This is a genomic window from Azospirillum brasilense (assembly GCF_007827815.1).
GTDB classification, from domain to species: Bacteria; Pseudomonadota; Alphaproteobacteria; order Azospirillales; family Azospirillaceae; genus Azospirillum; species Azospirillum brasilense_C.
Genome location: NZ_VITH01000007.1, coordinates 150,581 through 168,979, shown reverse-complemented (window position 1 = coordinate 168,979; position 18,399 = coordinate 150,581). Strand labels below are relative to the sequence as shown.

The 18,399-nt window shown below is 69.7% G+C and carries 14 protein-coding genes; 6 read left to right on the top strand and 8 right to left on the bottom strand.

The features are described 5' to 3' along the window. Positions 1-116 precede the first annotated feature (116 nt). Complete coding sequence (locus tag FBZ83_RS15905; RefSeq protein ID WP_038528531.1) at positions 117-518, bottom strand: thermonuclease family protein; 402 nt, start codon at positions 516-518, stop codon at positions 117-119. 127 nt (positions 519-645) lie between these two features. After that, complete coding sequence (locus FBZ83_RS15900; protein WP_145684656.1) at positions 646-1,359, bottom strand: SOS response-associated peptidase; 714 nt, start codon at positions 1,357-1,359, stop codon at positions 646-648. 153 nt (positions 1,360-1,512) lie between these two features. On the opposite strand from FBZ83_RS15900, the gene FBZ83_RS15895 reads away from it, so the two are divergent. Together FBZ83_RS15895 and FBZ83_RS15890 are read left to right on the top strand one after the other, a co-directional pair. After that, positions 1,513-3,831 (top strand): xanthine dehydrogenase family protein molybdopterin-binding subunit, encoded by a 2,319-nt coding sequence (locus FBZ83_RS15895; protein ID WP_145684654.1) that lies wholly within the window; start codon positions 1,513-1,515, stop codon positions 3,829-3,831. 129 nt (positions 3,832-3,960) lie between these two features. Continuing rightward, a complete protein-coding gene (locus tag FBZ83_RS15890) occupies positions 3,961-4,746 on the top strand; it encodes an EAL domain-containing protein (protein ID WP_145684652.1) in 786 nt (261 codons plus the stop codon). A gap of 5 nt (positions 4,747-4,751) precedes the next feature. Here FBZ83_RS15890 and FBZ83_RS15885 read toward each other — a convergent pair whose 3' ends face one another. Together FBZ83_RS15885 and FBZ83_RS15880 are read right to left on the bottom strand one after the other, a co-directional pair. Beyond that, a complete protein-coding gene (locus tag FBZ83_RS15885) occupies positions 4,752-5,075 on the bottom strand; it encodes a hypothetical protein (RefSeq protein WP_145684650.1) in 324 nt (107 codons plus the stop codon). A 184-nt stretch (positions 5,076-5,259) separates the two neighbouring features. Beyond that, complete coding sequence (locus tag FBZ83_RS15880; protein WP_145684637.1) at positions 5,260-8,607, bottom strand: maltotransferase domain-containing protein; 3,348 nt, start codon at positions 8,605-8,607, stop codon at positions 5,260-5,262. Positions 8,608-8,836: 229 nt separating this feature from the next. On the opposite strand from FBZ83_RS15880, the gene FBZ83_RS15875 reads away from it, so the two are divergent. The 4 genes from FBZ83_RS15875 to FBZ83_RS15860 all read left to right on the top strand — a co-directional run bounded on the left by FBZ83_RS15875 (position 8,837) and on the right by FBZ83_RS15860 (position 12,679). Beyond that, entirely contained in the window at positions 8,837-9,664 is an 828-nt protein-coding gene (locus tag FBZ83_RS15875; RefSeq protein WP_145684634.1) for a polyphosphate kinase 2 family protein, read from the top strand. Positions 9,665-9,778: 114 nt separating this feature from the next. Further along, positions 9,779-10,753, top strand: coding sequence for a polyphosphate kinase 2 (gene ppk2 / locus FBZ83_RS15870; RefSeq protein WP_211101671.1), 975 nt, complete (start codon positions 9,779-9,781; stop codon positions 10,751-10,753). A 196-nt stretch (positions 10,754-10,949) separates the two neighbouring features. Next, complete coding sequence (locus FBZ83_RS15865) at positions 10,950-11,369, top strand: CopG family transcriptional regulator (RefSeq protein WP_145684632.1); 420 nt, start codon at positions 10,950-10,952, stop codon at positions 11,367-11,369. 77 nt (positions 11,370-11,446) lie between these two features. Continuing rightward, positions 11,447-12,679, top strand: a complete 1,233-nt coding sequence (locus FBZ83_RS15860; RefSeq protein WP_145684630.1) for an extracellular catalytic domain type 1 short-chain-length polyhydroxyalkanoate depolymerase — start codon at positions 11,447-11,449, stop codon at positions 12,677-12,679. A 23-nt stretch (positions 12,680-12,702) separates the two neighbouring features. Here FBZ83_RS15860 and FBZ83_RS15855 read toward each other — a convergent pair whose 3' ends face one another. The 4 genes from FBZ83_RS15855 to FBZ83_RS15840 form a co-directional block, all read right to left on the bottom strand. Then, positions 12,703-14,451, bottom strand: coding sequence for a chloride channel protein (locus FBZ83_RS15855; RefSeq protein ID WP_247888322.1), 1,749 nt, complete (start codon positions 14,449-14,451; stop codon positions 12,703-12,705). 151 nt (positions 14,452-14,602) lie between these two features. After that, positions 14,603-15,814 (bottom strand): hypothetical protein, encoded by a 1,212-nt coding sequence (locus FBZ83_RS15850; protein WP_145684621.1) that lies wholly within the window; start codon positions 15,812-15,814, stop codon positions 14,603-14,605. 148 nt (positions 15,815-15,962) lie between these two features. Further along, positions 15,963-16,670 (bottom strand): ABC transporter ATP-binding protein, encoded by a 708-nt coding sequence (locus FBZ83_RS15845; RefSeq protein ID WP_145684613.1) that lies wholly within the window; start codon positions 16,668-16,670, stop codon positions 15,963-15,965. Next, positions 16,670-18,397, bottom strand: coding sequence for a branched-chain amino acid ABC transporter ATP-binding protein/permease (locus tag FBZ83_RS15840; protein WP_145684606.1), 1,728 nt, complete (start codon positions 18,395-18,397; stop codon positions 16,670-16,672). Before FBZ83_RS15840 ends, FBZ83_RS15845 begins: the two co-directional genes overlap by 1 nt. Between the last annotated feature and the right edge of the window lie 2 nt (positions 18,398-18,399).

The following is an 18,399-nucleotide window of genomic DNA, read 5'->3' as shown; positions in this document are numbered from 1 at the left end:
AACTTGTTAACACTCTGAAACACTATCACGCCCCCCAAGGAGGGCGAACCGAAAAAAAGGCCGAGTCCCCCTTCCTCCGTTGGCAGAGTCCGCATGGCCGATGCCGACCGGCAGATCTACCGCGCCTGCTCACGCTGCTGGCGCGACCGCCATTGCCAGGGCTTCTCCACCTGACCAGCCCACAGGCCCAGCCGGCGGCTCTGCGCGAAGGCTTCGCTGGAGGCGTAGGCCGGCGACAGGCTGCGATAGGCGAAGGCCCAGCCGCGCGCCACCATGGCCGCCCCCAGATCGACGCCGAGCACCCGGCATTCGCCCAATTGCTGGCCGTTGCGGTCGCGTTCGGCGATGGTGCAGGTCACCTCCTGGTCCTTGATCAGGCTCGCCAGCACCGCGGTGGCGATGCGGAAGCAGTCCAACTCATGCCCGTAACGGTTCCGGCATTTCTGCCCGACGTCGGGCGCGTCGATGCCCATGAGGCGAACCGGCGCGCCCTTGATGGACAGGGTATCGCCCTCCATGGCGACACCCTGTCCTTTTAACGTTTCATTGGGGGTGTTGGCGACCTTGCCTTTGGTCGTCCCTCCCTGGGCATACGCCGTTCCGGTTGAGCCAATGAGAAGAATCGCCACCAAAGGAGCAAGCCACTCAGAACAGGGTCGGCGCGTCATCGGGCCAAGCATCATCGGGCGGTGCATCGTCGAAGGGAGCCGCGCACGCCTCATCGTCGTTGCGCACGTTGTTGACGCGCGGCCCCACCGGATGGGTCTCCAGCAGCGCGTCGGGCGCCGGCTTCAGAAGCCCATCCAGCACCGGCAGCGGGGCGGCGGGGTCCAGCCACAGGTCCCAGTCCGTCTCGTCGAGGATCACCGGCATGCGCTCGTGCAGCGGCTTCAGCACCGCGTTCGCCGTGGTGGTGACGATGGTCAGCGTCTCCAAGGGCTCCGCAAGGGCCGGGCCGCCCTTCGGACCGTTCCAGCGCTCCCACAGGCCGGCGAAGGCGAAGGGCGCGCGGTCGCGGCGGCGGATGGCATAGCCCTGCTTGCGCTTGCCCTCGGCCTTCCACTCATAGAATCCGTCCACCGGGACGAGGCAGCGCCGCTTTCGGAACGCCTCCAGGAAGGACGGTTTCTCGGCCAGCGTCTCCCCGCGCGCGTTGATCAGCCGCGCCCCGATGGACGGGTCGTCCGCCCAAAAAGGCACGAGGCCCCAACGCAGGGTGACCAGATGGCGCCCATCCTCCTCCCGCCGCACGGCGGGCACCGGCTGGGTGGGAGCCACGTTCCAGCGGGGCTGGAGGTTCGGCAGTTCGGGGAAGCCGAACAGCCGCTGAACCTCCGCGGCCGGCGTGGCGAGTATCATGCGTCCGCACATGGCCTAAGAATAGGTGGCCCGGAGCCCCCACGCCACCGCCGGCTTATGCCCAACCGAGGGTTTTCGCCGGCCAAGGCTCCGCCTATCTTCTCCGGGTGCATCTCCACGCCACAGGCCCACGCGATAGGAAAGCCCCGCCCCATGATGAAGTTCGGCATCGGCCAGCCGGTCCCCCGCACCGAAGACGCGCGCCTGCTGACCGGCGGCGGGCGCTACACCGACGACGTGTCGCTTCCCGGCCAGACCTTCGCGGTCTTCGTGCGCTCCCCCCACGCCCACGCCGACATCCGCGGAATCGACGCGGCGGAGGCGGCGCAGCAGCCGGGGGTGCTCGGCGTCTTCACCGTGGCCGACCTGGAGGCGGACGGCGTCCAGCCGATCCCCTGCGCCGCGGCGCTGACCCAGCGCGACGGCTCTCCCTACGTCGCCCCGCCCCGCCCGGCGCTGGCCAAGGGACGGGTGCGCCACGTCGGCGATCCGGTCGCCGTGGTGGTGGCCGAAACGCTGGACGCCGCCCGCGATGCGGCGGAGCTGGTGATGGTCGATTACGACGACCGGCCCGCCATCGCCGGCACGGCGAAGGCTCTGGAGGCGGGCCGCCCGCAGGTGTGGGACGAGGCGCCGGGCAACCTCTGCTTCGACTGGGAGCAAGGCGAGGAGGCGGCGGTGGAGTCGGCGATTGCCAAGGCCGCCCGCGTGGTGGAGTTGGAGATCGTCAACAACCGCGTCGTCGCCAACCCGATGGAGGGTCGCGCCTGCCTCGCCGCGGTGGAGGCGGAGACCGGACGGCTGGTCATCTACGTCACCAGCCAGGGCGTGCACGGGCTGCGCAAGCAGTTCGCCCAGCTCTTCGGCCTGCCGGAGGAGAAATTCCGCGTCGTCACCACCGACGTCGGCGGCGGCTTCGGCATGAAGCTGTTCAACTACCCGGAATACATGGTCTGCCTGTTCGCCGCGCGCCGCCTGAACCGGCCGGTGAAATGGGCGGCGGAGCGGACCGAGGGCTTCCTCAGCGACGACCACGGGCGTGACCATGTCAGCCGCGCCCGGCTGGCGCTGGACGGCGACGGGCGCTTCCTCGGGTTGCGGGTGGACACGGTCGCCAATCTGGGGGCCTACCTGTCGAACTACGGCCCCTTCATCCCGACCGACGCCGGATCGGCGATGCTCGTCGGCTCCTACACCACCCCGGCGGTCTATGTGCGGGTGAAGGGCGTCTTCACCAACACCCAGCCGGTGGACGCCTACCGCGGCGCCGGCCGGCCGGAGGCGGCCTATCTGCTGGAGCGGCTGATCGACCATGCCGGGCGCGTCACCGGCCTCGGCCCGGCGGAGATCCGGCGGCGCAACTTCATCCCGCCCGCCGCCATGCCCTACGCCACGCCGATGGGCCAGACCTACGACACCGGCGAGTTCGAGCAGAATCTGCGCGACGGGCTGGAGCTGTCCGACCACGCCGGCCTGCCCGCCCGCAAGGTGGCGGCAAAGGCGCGCGGGAAGCTGCGCGGGGCGGGCATCGCCACCTACATCGAGGCCTGCGCGGGCGGCGGTGCGGAGCAGGCCACCGTGCAGGTCAACGGCGACGGACGCATCGTCCTGATGATCGGCACCCAGACCAACGGCCAGGGCCACGAGACCGCCTACAAGCAGATCATCGCCGACCGGCTGGGCGTCCCGCCGGAGGATGTGGAGGTCGTGCAGGGCGACACCGACCGCGTGTCCTGGGGGGCCGGCACCGGCGGCTCACGCTCGGTCCCGGTGGGCGGAGCGGCCCTGGCCGAGGGTGCCGCGCGTGTGGTGACCAAGGCGACCGAAGTCGCCGCCGACCTGCTGGAGACCGCCGCGGTGGACGTTGAGTTCGTCGAGGGCCGCTTCAGCGTCGTCGGCACCGACCGGAGCGTCTCCTTCAAGGAGGTGGCCGCCAAGGCCGCTGCGCAAGGCCCCATCGCCTTCACCGAGGTGGCCCGCTGGACCCCGCCGGCCAACACATTCCCCAACGGCTGCCACGTTGCGGAGGTCGAGGTCGATCCCGACACCGGGGTGGTCGAGGTCGTCGCTTACACCGTGGTCGACGATTTCGGAACGGTGGTGAACCCGCTGCTGGTCATGGGTCAGGTCCATGGCGGCGTCGCCCAGGGCATCGGGCAGGCGCTTCAGGAACGGGTGGTGTTCGACCCGGACAGCGGGCAGCTGCTCAGCGGCTCCTTCATGGACTACCAGATGCCGCGCGCGGTGGACGTGCCGGACATCCGCATCAAGCTGAACTGCGTGCCCAGCACCACCAACGCGCTGGGCATGAAGGGCGCCGGCGAGGCCGGGGCCATCGGCGCGCCGCCCGCGGTCATCAACGCTCTGGTGGACGCGCTGTCGGAGTATGGAATCGACCACATCGACATGCCGGCGACCCCGCTGTCCGTATGGAACGCGATCCAGACGCATAGTAAAGCCGCTGCGGAATGACGAAGAACGGAGTAACGACGTCATAGGCCCTATTTCCAGACCCGATGTCACACCTTGCGTCGAATAAATTTGAGACAATATACGTGCTATAATGAATTAACATAGAATCACCCCAAGAGAGAAACGGGCATGACGGCGGAGCGTATCAGGGGCGGCGGGTGCGGCGGGCAGTGCACCGAGGGTTTGGGGTTCGATTTCACCATGGCCTTCCAGCCGATTGTCGATGTTGGCGGCGGCGGGCGGCCCTGGGCGCACGAGGCGCTGGTGCGCGGCCTCGACGGCCAGGGTGCCGGTTGGGTGCTGAGCCAAGTAACCGAGGCCAACCGCTACGCCTTCGACCAGGCCTGCCGGGTCAAGGCCATCGAGCTGGCCGCCAGCCTGGGCATGGGCCAGCAGCCCGACACCCGGCTGTCGATCAACTTCCTGCCCAACGCCGTCTATCAGCCCGAAGCCTGCATCCGCGCCACGCTCGCCGCCGCCAGGCGCACCGGCTTCCCGCCGGAGCGCATCATCTTCGAGGTGACGGAGAACGAGCGGGTCGTCGACGGCGCCCATCTGAAGTCGATCTTCACCGAATACAAGCGCCAGGGCTTCCACACCGCCATCGACGATTTCGGGTCGGGCTATTCCGGTTTGAACCTGCTCGCCGAGTTCCAGCCGGACATCATCAAGCTGGACATGGAGCTGACCCGCTCCATCGACACCGACCGCGCCCGCCGCAGCATCGTCAGCGCCATCCTCACCGTGTGCCGCGATCTCGGCATCACCCCGGTGGCGGAGGGCATCGAAACGCCCGGCGAGGCGACGGCGCTGCGCGACCTGGGCATCACGCTGATGCAGGGCTACCTGTTCGCCCGCCCGGCGGTGGAGACGCTGGTGGTGCCCACCATGGAATTTGCGCCGGCGTTGGCCTGAGCGGGCTACAGCATCCGCGGGCGGCGCACCGCCCGCGGCCGGGGGGCGGCGTAGCGGCCCCGCTGCTCGGCCGCCAGGGTCAGCGCCTCGTGCGCGATCAGGCGGCGGTAGTCACCGTCCACCCGCGAGAACATGGCGAAAGCGAACTTGACCGCGTCCGGGGTCGGGCTGGTGGCGGCCTCGCGGAGCGCGTTGCGCAGCATGCGCAGCTCCAGCACGCCTTTGACGCAGATGCGCTCGACCGCCTGAGCCAGGATGTCGATCGAACACAGGGACGCCTCGTCGTCGAGTCGGTACTGCACCCGTCCCCCGCCAGGAAGAACCGTCACGGACCGGCGCGGTTCTAGCTTGAGCGGGGCGGGAACGCCAGCGTTTCGGTGAGGCGGTGGTGTGGGGAGTGGTTGAGACGGGCCCCCACCCAACCCTCCCCCGCTTCGCAGGGGAGGGCTTAACTCCTCCCCCTGCGTCAGCGGGGGGAGGCCGGGTGGGGGGCTATACGCGCGCCCCCTTCCCTCACCGCCCCGGCGGACGGATGCGCCAGATCGCCGCCGGGTTCTGCTGCGGGTCCAGCCAGACATGCTGGAACTTGCCGATCCAGGTGAAGCGCTGGCCGGTGAACAAATCCTCCACCTGGACATGCGCGCCGTCGTCCAACCCCAGTTCCCACAGCGGAACCTCGATGGTGCCGCCATGGCCGTTGTGCGGGTCGAGGTTCACCGCGATCAGGATGACGTTGTCCTTGCTCTCGGTCATCTTGCCGTAGAGCAGGATGTTGTCGTCGTAGGCGTTGTAGAACTTCAGGTTCGTGAATGTGTGGAGTGCCGGATTCTCCGCGCGGATCTTGTTCAGCCGCGTCACGTAGTCGACGATGTTGCCGGGCTTGTCCCAATCCCAGTGCCGGATCTCGTATTTTTCGGAGTGGTTGTACTCCTCCTTGCCCGGATAGGGGTCGGCCTCGCAGACGAAATACGGAGCGTAGAGGCCGTAGACGCCCGACAAGGTCCCGGCCAGCACGGCGCGCATCATGTGGGCGGGCCGCCCGCCATGGACCAGGATCGGCGGCAGGATGTCCGGCGTGTTGGCGAAGAAGTTGGGCTGCATGTAGTCCTTGGACTCGCCCTGGGTCAGCTCCGTCAGATACTCGGTCAGTTCCGCCTTGGTGTTGCGCCACGTGAAGTAGCTGTAGGACTGGGTGAAACCGATCTTCGCCAGCCGCCGCATCAGCTTGGGCCGGGTGAAGGCCTCGGCCAGGAACAGCGCGTCGGGGAAGCGGTCCTGCACCTCGCGGATCATCCATTCCCAGAAGGGGAAGGGCTTGGTGTGCGGGTTGTCGACGCGGAAGATGCGCACCCCCTCGTCGCACCAGAACAGCACCACGTCGCGCAGCGCGTACCACAGGTCCGGGTAGGATTCGCGGTAGAAGCTGACGTTGACGATGTCCTGGTACTTCTTCGGCGGGTTCTCGGCGTAGCGGATCGTGCCGTCGGGGCGCCAGTAGAACCACTGCGGGTGTGACTTGATCCAGGGATGGTCGGGAGAGCACTGGACGGCGAAGTCCAGCGCGATCTCGATGCCGTGGCGGCGCGCCTCCTTGACCAGCCGGCGGAAGCCCTCGAAGTCGCCGATCATCGGGTCGATGTCAGCGTGTCCGCCCTCCGAGGCGCCGATGGCGTAGGGCACGCCGGGGTCGTTCGGGCCGGGGTTCAGCGTGTTGTTGCGCCCCTTGCGGAAGCTGCGCCCGATCGGGTGGATCGGCGGGAAATACAGCACGTCGAAGCCCATGCCCCGGATGAAGGGCAGCATGTTGGACACGTCGTCGAAGGTGCCGGGCCGCGACGGGTCCGGCGAGGCCGAGCGCGGGAAGATCTCGAACCACGCGGAGTAGCGGGCCGCGGTGCGGTCCACATAGACCTCCAGGTCGCAGCCGTAGCGGGACAGATACTGCCGCTCGCCGTATCTCGCCATGGCCTGCCGCGGCTCGTCCGACAGGGCGTAGGCGGTCAGTTCCGCCCCCTGCAGGCTGGTCATCCGCTCCACCACCCGCTCCAGCGCGGCGCGGCCCTCGCCCTCATTCAGCCCGACCGCGTGTTCGACGAAGCGGCGCCCCTCGATAAGCTCCAGACCGACGTCCAGCCCGGCGTCGTTCTTCTTCTTGAAGTCGGCGCGCCAGCTTTCCCACACGTCGCGCCACGCCAGGATGCTGTACTGGTAGCGCGTGTTGCGGGTCAGCGGCAGCTTGCCCATCCAGCGGTCGTTGTCGACGAAGGTCATGGGCACCTCGCGCCACTCCTCCTCGTCGACCGGGCGGTAGGTGACGGCGGCGCCGAGGACGAAGGTGCCGTCGGTGTAGATGTCCGCCCACACCTCCATGACGTCGCCGACCACCCGCTTGACCGGGAAACGCCCGCCGTCCAGCTCCGGATAGACGTTCTCGATGGTGACGCGGCGCGACGCCAGCTCATCCATCCAGGCGCGGGTGCCGGCGTCGTGCTCCGCCCCGCGCTCGCCCAGATGGTTCAGCTCGATGGGGCGGCTCTGCGCCGGGCGGGCGCGGAAGACGCGCATTTCCAGCGGGCGCAGGCGCAGGTCGCGGCCCGGTTCGAAGGGCAGCGGCGGCGCCTCCGGAGTCACGTCCTCGAAGTCGGCGAAGCCGCCGCCGGTGCTGGCCAGCAGCGGTCCGGGGTCGATGGCGTGGGGCTGGGTCTCGTCGGGGTTGATGAGCAGGACGGAACAGCTCTCCCCGCTCCCGTTGGCCCAGCCGCTGGTCTCACGGATCAGCCCGATCACCGGGTTGTGTGGCGAGGTCACGCGGCGCTGCGGCCCTTCGACGTTCAGCGCCGGGCTGTCCGCCTTCATGGCGTTGACCGCCCCGATGAAGCCGGTCAGGTCGAGCTTCGGCTGTTCCCAGTCGTCCGGCGTCGTGTTCACCACGTCGAGCTTGCGGGTGAAGCCGTACTCGTAGCCCACCGGCATCATCACGCCGGTCGAGAAGGAGGCGGCGAACAGGTAATGCATCTTCAACTGGGCGGCCAGCCGCTCGCTGTCCTGGCTGCCGACCTCCGCCGCCAGACGGTCGGTGTCGTGACTCTCCGGGAAGGCGATGGACGGGGCGATCCAGCGGAACTCGTCATACTGGTCGAGCAGCCAGTCGGACTTGAAGTCCCACCATTTGGCGCTGTTGAACAGGAAGTCGAAGCCCGCGCCGCAGAGGTCGCGCACCTGCTCCACCGTGCAGCCCAGCGTCTCGGCGAAGAACTTGACCTCCGGATCGGCCTCGCGGGAGCGCTCGATCAGCGTCTTCCACACCTCCGCCGGGATCTGGTAGGCGGCGTCGCAGCGGAAGCCCTTCACGCCGAGCCCGATGTAATGGCGCAGGTACCGCGTCCAATAGTCGGTCAGCCCCACCCGGACCTCGGCCCGCTCGTAGTCGAGCATGGCGAGGTCGCCCCAGATGGTCACCCGCGACGGGTCCACCGGGTCGACGGCGCGCGGGCTGTACAGCTCGCCGTTGCCATCGCGCCGGTACCAGTCCGGATGCTCGCCGACCAGGATCGCGTCCTTGGCGGTGTGGTTGATGACGAGGTCGAGCATGACCGACTGGCCGTGCCGTCCCGCCTCGGCGATGAAGCCGCGCAGCAGTTCGTCCGGATGCTCCGGCGCGCCGCCCTGGATGCGGTCGTGCAGCCGGTAATAGTCCTTCACGGCGTAGAGGCTGCCGGAGAAGCCGGGATAATGGATCGGGTTCAGGAACAGCCAGTCGAAGCCCATGCCCTGGATGCGGGGCAGATGCCCCGCCCAGTCGCGCATCGGGCCGACGAGCGTGGGAAACAGGTTGTAGATGCGCGGTCCGGCGGTGGCCATCGGGGACATCCTCCTGGTCGGCAGCGGCACGCCAGCCGGTCGCCGCTGGTTGACAAGCGTGGCGCCTCCCGTAAATCGTCCAGCAGACCGTCACCGGCCAAAGGGCGTCACCGGAAGGACCATCGCGAGGTTGCAACGCGCGCCCTGCGGGGCGCACGCGCTCAACCCCTGCGAAACGCGAAGGTTCCGAAACCTGACATTTGGGCCAGACATTTCGAAAGGTGCGTGCATGGGCAACGGAAACGGCAAGATCCGTCTCGACAAGCTCGATATGACGGCGGAGGGCATCGGCAGCAAGGACGACTACGAACGCCGCCTCGCCAAACTCCAGAAGGACCTGCTGCACATCCAGCAGACCTACTGGCACGAGAAGCGCCGCGCCATCCTGGTGTTCGAGGGCTGGGACGCCGCCGGCAAGGGCGGCTGCATCCGCCGCCTGACCGAGCCGCTCGACCCCCGCGGCTTCCACGTCTGGCCGATCGGCGCTCCGGCGGCGGACGAGCAGGGCAAGCACTACCTCTACCGCTTCTGGACCAAGCTGCCCGCCCCCGGCACCTTCGCCATCTTCGACCGCTCCTGGTACGGCCGCGTGCTGGTGGAGCGGGTCGAGGGCTTCGCCGAAAAGGAGCAGTGGAAGCGCGCCTACGACGAGATCAATCAGTTCGAGAAAATGCTGACCGACGACGGGGCCCGCATCATCAAGATCTTCATGCACATTACCCCCGACGAACAGCTCAACCGCTTCCGCGAGCGGCTGAGCAATCCCTACAAGCGCTGGAAGCTGACCGAGGAGGACCTGCGCAACCGCGCCCGCTGGGACGACTACAGCAAGGCCATCGAGGCGATGTTCGACAAGACCTCGACCGAGGCGGCGCCCTGGCAGGTCGTCCCGGCCAACTCAAAATGGCACGCCCGCCTGAAGGTGATGGAGATCGTCACCGAGGCGCTGAGCCGCGGCGTCAACGTCGCACCGCCGCCCATCGACCTGACCGTCGCCCGGATCGCCGCGGAGGTTCTGGGCGTCCATCTGACCTTCGACGGCAATGGGAAGGACTGAAAACAGGCCCCACCCCCGGTCACTTCGTCGCGGTGTGCGCGCGGGCGGTTGCCTGATGCGCCAGCATCTCCTAGCGTTGGTTGGCGGGTAAAACAATAAGCAAGGGTGCGTTCGATGGACGAGGTCAAGACGGGTGCCGTGGCCGGGACGGAGGAGAAGCCGCGGAAGAAGCGCAAGGCGCTGAAGCTGAAGGACCTCGGGCTCGGCGTTCCGGCCACCGGCGGCGAGGTGCTGCGCAACGCCAAGGAGGCCGCGGCCATCGAATCCCACTGGCGCGACCTCGGCGGCGGCAAGGGCGGCGGCAAGCCGGCGAAGGGCGGCAAGAAGGTGAAGTACATCGACGAGCTGGCCCGGCTGCAGTTCGAGCTGATCAAGCTGCAGGAATGGGTGCGGGTCAACGGGCTGAAGGTCTGCGTGCTGTTCGAGGGGCGCGATGCCGCCGGCAAGGGCGGCGTCATCAAGCGCATCACCGAAAGCCTCAACCCCCGCGTCTGCCGGATCGTGGCGCTCGGCACACCGACCGAGAAGGAGCGCGGGCAATGGTACTTCCAGCGCTACGTGGCGCAGCTTCCCGCCAAGGGTGAGATCGTCCTGTTCGACCGCAGCTGGTACAACCGCGCCGGCGTCGAGCATGTCATGGGCTTCTGCACCGACGCGGAGTACCAGGAGTTCCTGCGCGCCTGCCCACTGTTCGAGGAGATGCTGGTCCAGTCGGGCATCATCCTGATCAAATACTGGTTCTCGGTCAGCGACGAGGAGCAGGAGAAGCGCTTCACCGAGCGGATGCGCAACCCGATCAAGCGCTGGAAGCTCAGCCCGATGGACCTCGAATCGCGCAAGCACTGGGTCGAGTACTCCAAGGCCAAGGACGCCATGCTGGAGCACACCGACAAGAAACTGACGCCCTGGTACATCGTCGACGCCGACGACAAGAAGAAGGCCCGGCTGAACTGCATCAGCCACCTGCTGCAGCAGATCCCCTACCAGGACATCGCCCCGGTCGAGCTGGACCTGCCGCCGCGGCAGAGCGACGACGGCTACAAGCGGCCGAAGAAGTCGAAGCAGAACTGGGTCCCGGAGGTCTACTGACGAGGCCACCTCCGCCAGCCGTCTCAACCCTCTCTCCTTTTCGGGGAGGGGGACCTTACGCGATGCTCCCGAAAGCGCGGCTTTCCGGAACGGCGTTCCCCCAACGCCGCCGTTCCCCCTTGCCCCCTTGCCCCTTGAACAGCTCGCTGCCACCCCCATTTACCATCCCTGTGGATGGTAGAAGGATGGTATTGGGATGTCCGCCAACGAACTCGATCCGAAGCCGAAGTCCGGGGACAGCGAAAAGATCACGATCAACCTCGGCTACATCGACCTCGGTCACATCGACCTGCTGGTGCAGGAAGGTTTCTATGCGAATCGCACGGACCTCATCCGCACCGCCATCCGCAACCAGATCGACCGGCATGGCGACGCCTTGCGACAGGCCGTGACGCGCAAGAGCGTCGACCTCGGCCTGCGCCACTACTCCCGCGACGACCTCGAAGCGGCGCGGGAGGCCGGACGGATGCTCCACATCCGCGTCCTCGGGCTGGCCACCATCGCCCGGGACGTCACCCCCGAACTTGCCCGCGCCACCATCGCCTCGGTCGCCGTGCTGGGGGCGCTGCACGCCAGCAGCGCCGTCAAGGCGGCTCTCGCCGACCGCATGGGCTAAGGGCGCGGGCCGCCTTCCTGAAAGACGACGGACAGGGCTTTTCCGCCTGCCTTGTCCGAGCCCGGAAAGCTTCCGACATGAACAACCGTGTCCCCACTGGAATGGCCGAGGCGCTGCGCCGCACCCAGGCCGGCGACCTCGCCGGGGCGACCGCTCACCTGCAACGCCTGTTGCGGGGTACCGCGCCGGTGCCGCCCGGCGCCGACCCAACCATCATCGATGTCGAGCCGGTCACGGTGAACGACACGCCGGACCCGGTGCCGCCGCACCGCGCCACGGCGTTCAAACCCGCCGGCGCGTTTGCCGGCCGCTTCCACCCCGGACCGCGGGCGGGCCTGGGCAAGACCCTGCGCGGCCTTGCCGCCGGGGTCCTGCCGACCGGTGCCGGTTTCGGGGGGAACGGCACCCTCCGTCCCGCCGCCGACCCGCTGCCGGACGGCGCCGCCTTCACGACGGCCTCTTTCACCAACAATGCCGGCACGCGCTCCTACAAGCTCTATGTCCCCGCCAACCGCGGTGACGGCCGGCCGCGTCCCCTGCTGGTGATGCTGCACGGCTGCACCCAATCGCCGGACGATTTCGCCGCCGGCACCCGCATGAACGCGCTGGCGGAGGAACATGGCTGTCTGGTCGTCTACCCGGCACAGCCCTCCTCGGCCAACGCTCAGAAATGCTGGAACTGGTTCAACCCGCTCGACCAACGGCGCGGCGACGGAGAACCCTCGCTGATCGCGGGGATCACCCGGCAGGTCATGCGCGACCACGCCGTCGACCCGGACCGCGTCTTCGTCGCGGGCCTCTCGGCCGGCGGGGCGGCTGCGGCCATCATGGGGGCCGCCTATCCTGATCTCTACGCCGCCGTTGGGGTGCATTCCGGCCTTCCCCGGGGTGCCGCCTCCGACATTCCCTCCGCCTTCGTCGCCATGCGCCAGGGCGGGGGTCCGGCGGAACGGCCATCCGGGCCCGCCGCGCCCGTCGTACCAACGATCGTCTTTCACGGCGACCGGGACACCACGGTTCACCCGCGCAATGGCGACGACGTCGCCGCGCAGTCCAGGATGGGGGCGGCGGGAGCGCGGGTCTCGGTGGAGCACGGTCAGGTGCCGGGCGGGCATGGCTACAGGCGCCACATCCACACCGACGCCGCCGGTCGTGCGCTGTGCGAGCAGTGGACGATCCGGGGCGCGGGGCACGCCTGGGCCGGCGGCAGCCCGTCCGGCTCCTACACCGACCCGCGCGGGCCGGACGCCTCGCGGGAGATGCTGCGCTTCTTCCTCGCGAACCCGCGGCGCCGGCCATCCGCGCCGTAACCGTCGCCGGAAAAGGGCGTCGGTCAGTCCCGCCCGTAGAGGCTGCGTTCGCCCAGCTCCTCGCCGCGCTGCCGCTCCAGCTCCTGGCTGTAGCGGCGCAGGGCGTAGGCCTCGGTGACGTAGCCGACGATCCGGCGGTCGGTGGGCGACGTCACGACCGGCAGGGCCTCCACCTCGGCGCTGCTGAAGCGATGGAGCACGCTGCGCACATCGTCGCCCGGCCGCAGGAAGTCGTCGGCGTGCTTGGCCAGTTCACCGACCGGCGTCTTCGCGTCCTCCTCGCCGAGCGACGGGTCATGGACGGCGCCCATGTCGATGATGCCGGCGTAGGACCCGTCCGGCTCCACCGCGAAGACGGTCTTGGCGGCGCCCAGCGGGTGCAGGCGGCGCAGCGTGTCGAGCGTCTGGGTGGTCAGGATCGTCTTCACGTCGCCGCGCATCAGCCGCATCGCCGTCAGCTCCGACACCCAGCCGACGTCGTAGGCGCCGCGGATCGGCACGCCGCGCAGGTGGAAGCGCCACGTCGCGAAGGAATAGCCGAAGGCCTGCCGGACCACGGTGGTCGACACCACCACGCCGATCAGCACGCCGGACGCCGCCCAGAAATCCTGCGTCGCCTCCAGCACGAGAAGCACCATGGTGACCGGCGCGCCGATGATGCCGGCGGCCACCGCCCCCATGCCGGCCAGCACCAGCAGCATCCGGTCGAGCCCCAGCCCCGGCACCAGCAGCTCGATCACCCCGTAGGCCAGCCCGCCGAACAACCCGCCCAGAAGAAGCGAGGCGCTGAACAGCCCGCCGCGGAAGCCGGAGCCGAGCGACAGGGCCGACGCGATGATCTTCGCGGCCAGCAGCACCGCCATGGCCTCCAGCCCGCGGGCAAGCTGCGACGGGTCGGCGCCGGGTCCGGCCCCCAGAACCTGCGGCACCGCCAGGGCCAGCGCGCCGAGCGCAAGCCCGCCCAGCGCCGGGCGCCCCCAGACGGGAATCGGCAGCGCGCGGAAGCCGCGCTCGGCCACCGTCACCGCCTGCATGGCGAGGATGCTCAGCCAGCCCGCCAGAAAGCCGAGGACTCCGCAGGCCACATAATCCCAGCCCTCCACCGCCGCCGGCCGGCCGAAGAACAGGGCCGGCGACGGGTCGGTCAGCCAGTGAGCCACCGCGACAGCGGCAACCGATGCCGCCCCGATCGGGGCCAGCGTGGCGATGGTGTAGCCGCCCATGACCAGTTCGAAGGCGTAGAAGGCGCCGGCCAGCGGCGCGCCGTAGGCGGCGGAGATCGCCGCAGCCGCACCGCAGCCGACCAGCGTGCGCAAATCCGCCCGCCGCAGGCGGAGCTTCTGGCCGAGCGTCGAGGCGAGGCCCGACCCCGCCTGGGTGTAGGCCGCCTCCATCCCCACCGACGCGCCGGAGCCGTTGGACAGCAGGGTCGCCAGGGTCAGGCGCAGGCTGTCGATCAGGGACATCTTGCCGCCGTAGAGGGCGTTCGCCTCGACGGGGTCGACGATGTCGTTGGGCCGCCAGCGCCGCACCAGCTTCACCATCACGCCGAGCAGCAGGCCGCCGAGGGTCGGCACCAGCACCGTCCGCCAGGGATCGGACAGCGCGGCCTCGCCCAGATCCTGGCCGTGGGCCACCGAGAAGACGAAGGACTGTGTCCAGACCACGAGTTCGTGGAGCAGAGCGACGGCGAGCCCGACCCCGGCGCCGATCGCCCCGGCGAGCATCAGCACGCCCAGCACGCTGTCGCGCAGGCTCCGCCGTGTCAGCACCCTGAGGAACCGCCGGCCGGGGTTTCGTGCTCTGGTCAGGGCGCCGGCCGCATCCCCCGCGGCGCCCCGGATTCCCGTCATGTCGTCCGGCATGCCGGTCAATGTGTGCCCTGCCTCCGCCCCGTCAACCGCAGGGCGCCGACCTCCCCCCTTAGGGCTTGCCCGTCTGGGCCGGCGCCGGAGCGGCGGGCGACTGCCCGGAGGACGGCTGGGCCGTCGGCGGGTTGACGGCAAGGCGGCGCAGCACCTCCGCCAGATTGTCGCGCACCTTGTCGGCCAGCCCGATGTCGGCCTCCTGCGCCTCGTGGAACAGGATCGTGAAGAGGCGGCCCGGCGACAGGAAGAAGGTCAGCGAGACGTGCATCTTGCCCTCCTTCAGCGCGCAATCCACCGAACCGGTGCGCAGCATCAGGCCGGGCAGGTCCTCGACGGCGCTCAGCGACGCGGTCGGCGTGCCGCCCTCGCAGCGCTTCTTCATCGCGTCGACGTAGCCGGCGGACAGATCCTCCAGCTTGGAACCCTCCTCGACCATCCGCTCGCGGATGCCGCCGACGATCGGACCGATGCGCCACGCCATGTCGGCGGGACGCTCGCCCTTCGGCACATTCTCCAGCGACACGCGCTTGACGTCGCGCACGCCGGCCGCCTTCAGCAGGTCGGCCAGCCCTTCCGGCAACTCGTCGGGGCGGGCCGCGACCTTCTTGGTGCGGGTATCGATGGGCGGAACGGCGCCGGCCTTGTCCACGCAGGTCTTCAGGTCGGTGAGCACCTTCTTGGTGCCCTTCAGCGCGAAGGCCATGCGGTCGGCGTCGGAGGCGAAGACCACCTCCTTGCCGTTCATCAGGGCGGTGTAAAGTTCCTCGTCCTTGCCGTTGGGGATGACCAGCATGTCCGGCTTCGGCGCCAGCGCGCGCCGCTCGCGCGTCAGCTTGCCGTCCACCACGACCTTGACCTTCCACTGCTCGCCGTTCGGCAGCTCGGCGCCCGGGATGCCCATGCCGAGATTGACCTCGCCCTTGACGTTGCGCGCGATCATCAGGACATGGCCGGTGTCGAAGCGGCCCTCGATGGCGCAATAGGCGAACTTGCCGTCCCGGTCACGCGACGGGCCGCCTTCCCAGCCGTCCTCAAGCTCGGCCGGCCCGGTCTTCTCGGTCGGATCGGCGGCCGCCGCCGGCGCCGCGGGTGCCGAGGGCGCGACGGTGCGGGGCGCCGGTGCCGGTCCGGAGGACGGCGCCGGGTAATACATGGTCGGCGGGTTCACGGGGACCAGCTCCGCCACCTGCGCCCCATCGGCGTGGGCAGCGGCGGCGCCCAGCAGAAGAAGGGAGGAAAGTGCAGCAGCGACGGCTTTGTCCAACATGGCAGAGGTAATCCTTACGGGCGGTGCGACGCCGGAAGCTAGCCCCGCCGTTGGGGATCGGCAAGCGCAAGACGAGAAAGTCACGACAAAGATCCCGGCCTGTTGCCGCAATGCCGAATTGCGTCCGGCGCCACCCTCCGCAACGCGATCAGCCGCCCAGAAAGGCGTCCCGCAGCGCCTCGGCGGGAAGGGTGTCCACCGGCCCGTCGTGCACCGCCCGACCAAGGCGCAGCAGCACGACACGCCCGGCGGCGGACAGGGCGCGGGCGGCGCTCTGCTCGGCGACCAGAACCGCCGTCCCGGTGGCGGCGATGGCGCAGACGGCGGCAAAGACCTCCCCGGCCAGCTTGGGCGACAGGCCGAGCGACGGTTCGTCGAGCAGCAGGACGCGCGGGCGGCCCATCAGCGCGCGGCCGACCGCCAGCATCTGCTGCTGCCCGCCGGACAGGCGCCACGCCCGCTCCTCCGCCTTGCCCGCCAGCGCCGGAAACAGGGCGAAGACGCGCTCCAGGTCCTGGGCGCGCCCGGCGCGGTCCAGCCAGCTCGCCACCTCCAGATTGTCGCGCACGCTCATGCCGGGAAAGACGCGCCGCCCCTCCGGCACATAGCCCAGGCCAAGGCGCACCCGCCGCTCCGGGGCGAGGGCGCCAATCTCCGCGCCCTCCAGCCGGACCCGCCCGCCCGTCGCCGGGACGAGACCGAGGATGGCCTTCAGCAACGTCGACTTGCCGGCCCCGTTGGCGCCCAGTAGGGCCACCGCCTCCCCCGCCGCCACCGACAGCGACAGGCGGTCCACCGCCAACGCCCCGCCATAGCCGGCGGTCAGCCCCTCGACCTGCAACAGGGGTTCGCTCATCACGCGCCCTCCCCCAGATAGGCGGCGACCACGGCGGGGTCGCTGCGCACCCCCTCCGGCGGACCGGCGTAGAGCGGGCGCCCCTGGTCCAGGCACAGCACATGGCCGGCGAGCGGCAGCAGGAACCCCATGTCGTGCTCCACCACCAGCAGCGCGGTGCCGGTGGCGGCGATGGCGCGCAGGTGACCAGCCAACTCCGCCTTCTCCCCGTCGGTCAACCCCGCCGCCGGTTCGTCGAGCAGCAGGACGGCGGGCTGGCGGGCCAGCGCGCGGGCCAATTCCACCCGACGGCGCAGCGCGGCGGGCAGACCGGCGCAGGGCTTCGCGGCGAGGTCCGCCGCATCCAGCCGCTCCAGCGCCCACAGGGCGTGGGCCTCGGCCTGGGCGATCGAGCCGTCGCGCTCCAGCCGCGCCGCCGCCACGGCGGCCAGAACGCTGGCGCCCTCCGGCAGGCTGACCGCTTGGAAGGTGCGGGCGATCCCGGCGCGGGCGATGCGGTCGGGCCGCTTTCCCGCCAAATCCACGTCACCCATCAGCACCCGCCCGCCATCCGGAGTCTCAAGGCCGGAGATCAGGTTGACCAGCGTCGTCTTGCCGGAGCCGTTGGGGCCGATAAGCCCGGTGATGGCCCCGGCCTCCAGAGTCAGCGACACACCGTCCACCGCCCGCACCCCGCCGAAGCCCTTGGTCAGCCCTTCCACCCGCAGCAAAGGTCCATTCGGAATGGCCATTTCCGGCGGAGCTTCGGGCTTCGGCAGGAGTGCCGGGCGGGCCGGGAACAGCCGGTCGAGCAGGCCGGTCAGCCCGTGCGGCGCCAGCACGATGGTGGCGAGCAGGGCCACGCCATAGACGATCAGATAGCTGCGCTCCAGGAAGCGGAACCACTCCGGCAGGTGGAGCAGCAGCACCGCCCCCAGGATCGCCCCGGCCACCCGCCCCCGCCCGCCGACCACGGCGATGGTCAGGACGGAGACCATGATGGGAAACTCCAAAACCTCCGGTGAGACGACGCGCTGGGTGTGCACCGCCAAGGCCCCCGCCGCCCCGGCATAGACGGCGCTCAGCGCGAAGGCGGCCAGCCTCAGCCCCCCGACGTCCAGACCCAGCGTGCCGGCGGCCAGCGGGTCGTCGCGCACCAGCGTCAGCGCCCGCCCCCAGCGCCCGCGCGCCAATCTCCAGGCCAGCAGCCCGCCCAGCGCCACGAAGCCCCAGACCACCGCCGCCAGCGGCAGGCCGCGCGGCACCGCCCAGCCGAACAGGACGATTCCCGGCACCCCCGGCAAACCGTTGGCGCCGCCGGTCAGGCCGGGGCTGTTGACCGCCAGCAGATGGACGACTTGCGCGATGCCCAGCGTCGCCAGCGCGAAGTAATGGGATTCCAGCCGCAGCACCGGCAATCCGACGAGCAGGGCCAGCAGCAGAGGCACCAGCAGCGAGACCGGGAAGGTCGCGGCGAAGCCCCACCCCCACTGGCTGCCCAGAATGCCCGTCGCGTAGGCCCCGATCCCGAAGAAGGCGCCATGGGCCAGCGACAGCGCACCGCCCAGCCCGAAGACGATCTGGAACCCGATGGCGGCCAGCGCGTACACCCCCGCCACGGTCAGCACGCGCAGCCCGTAGGGCGACGCGTACAGCAGCGCGTACGCCAGCAGCACCGCGACCCCAATCCCCTCCCCCGCCCAGCGGGGGAGGGTCAGGGTGGGGGCCAGCGCCCACAACTTGCGCACGC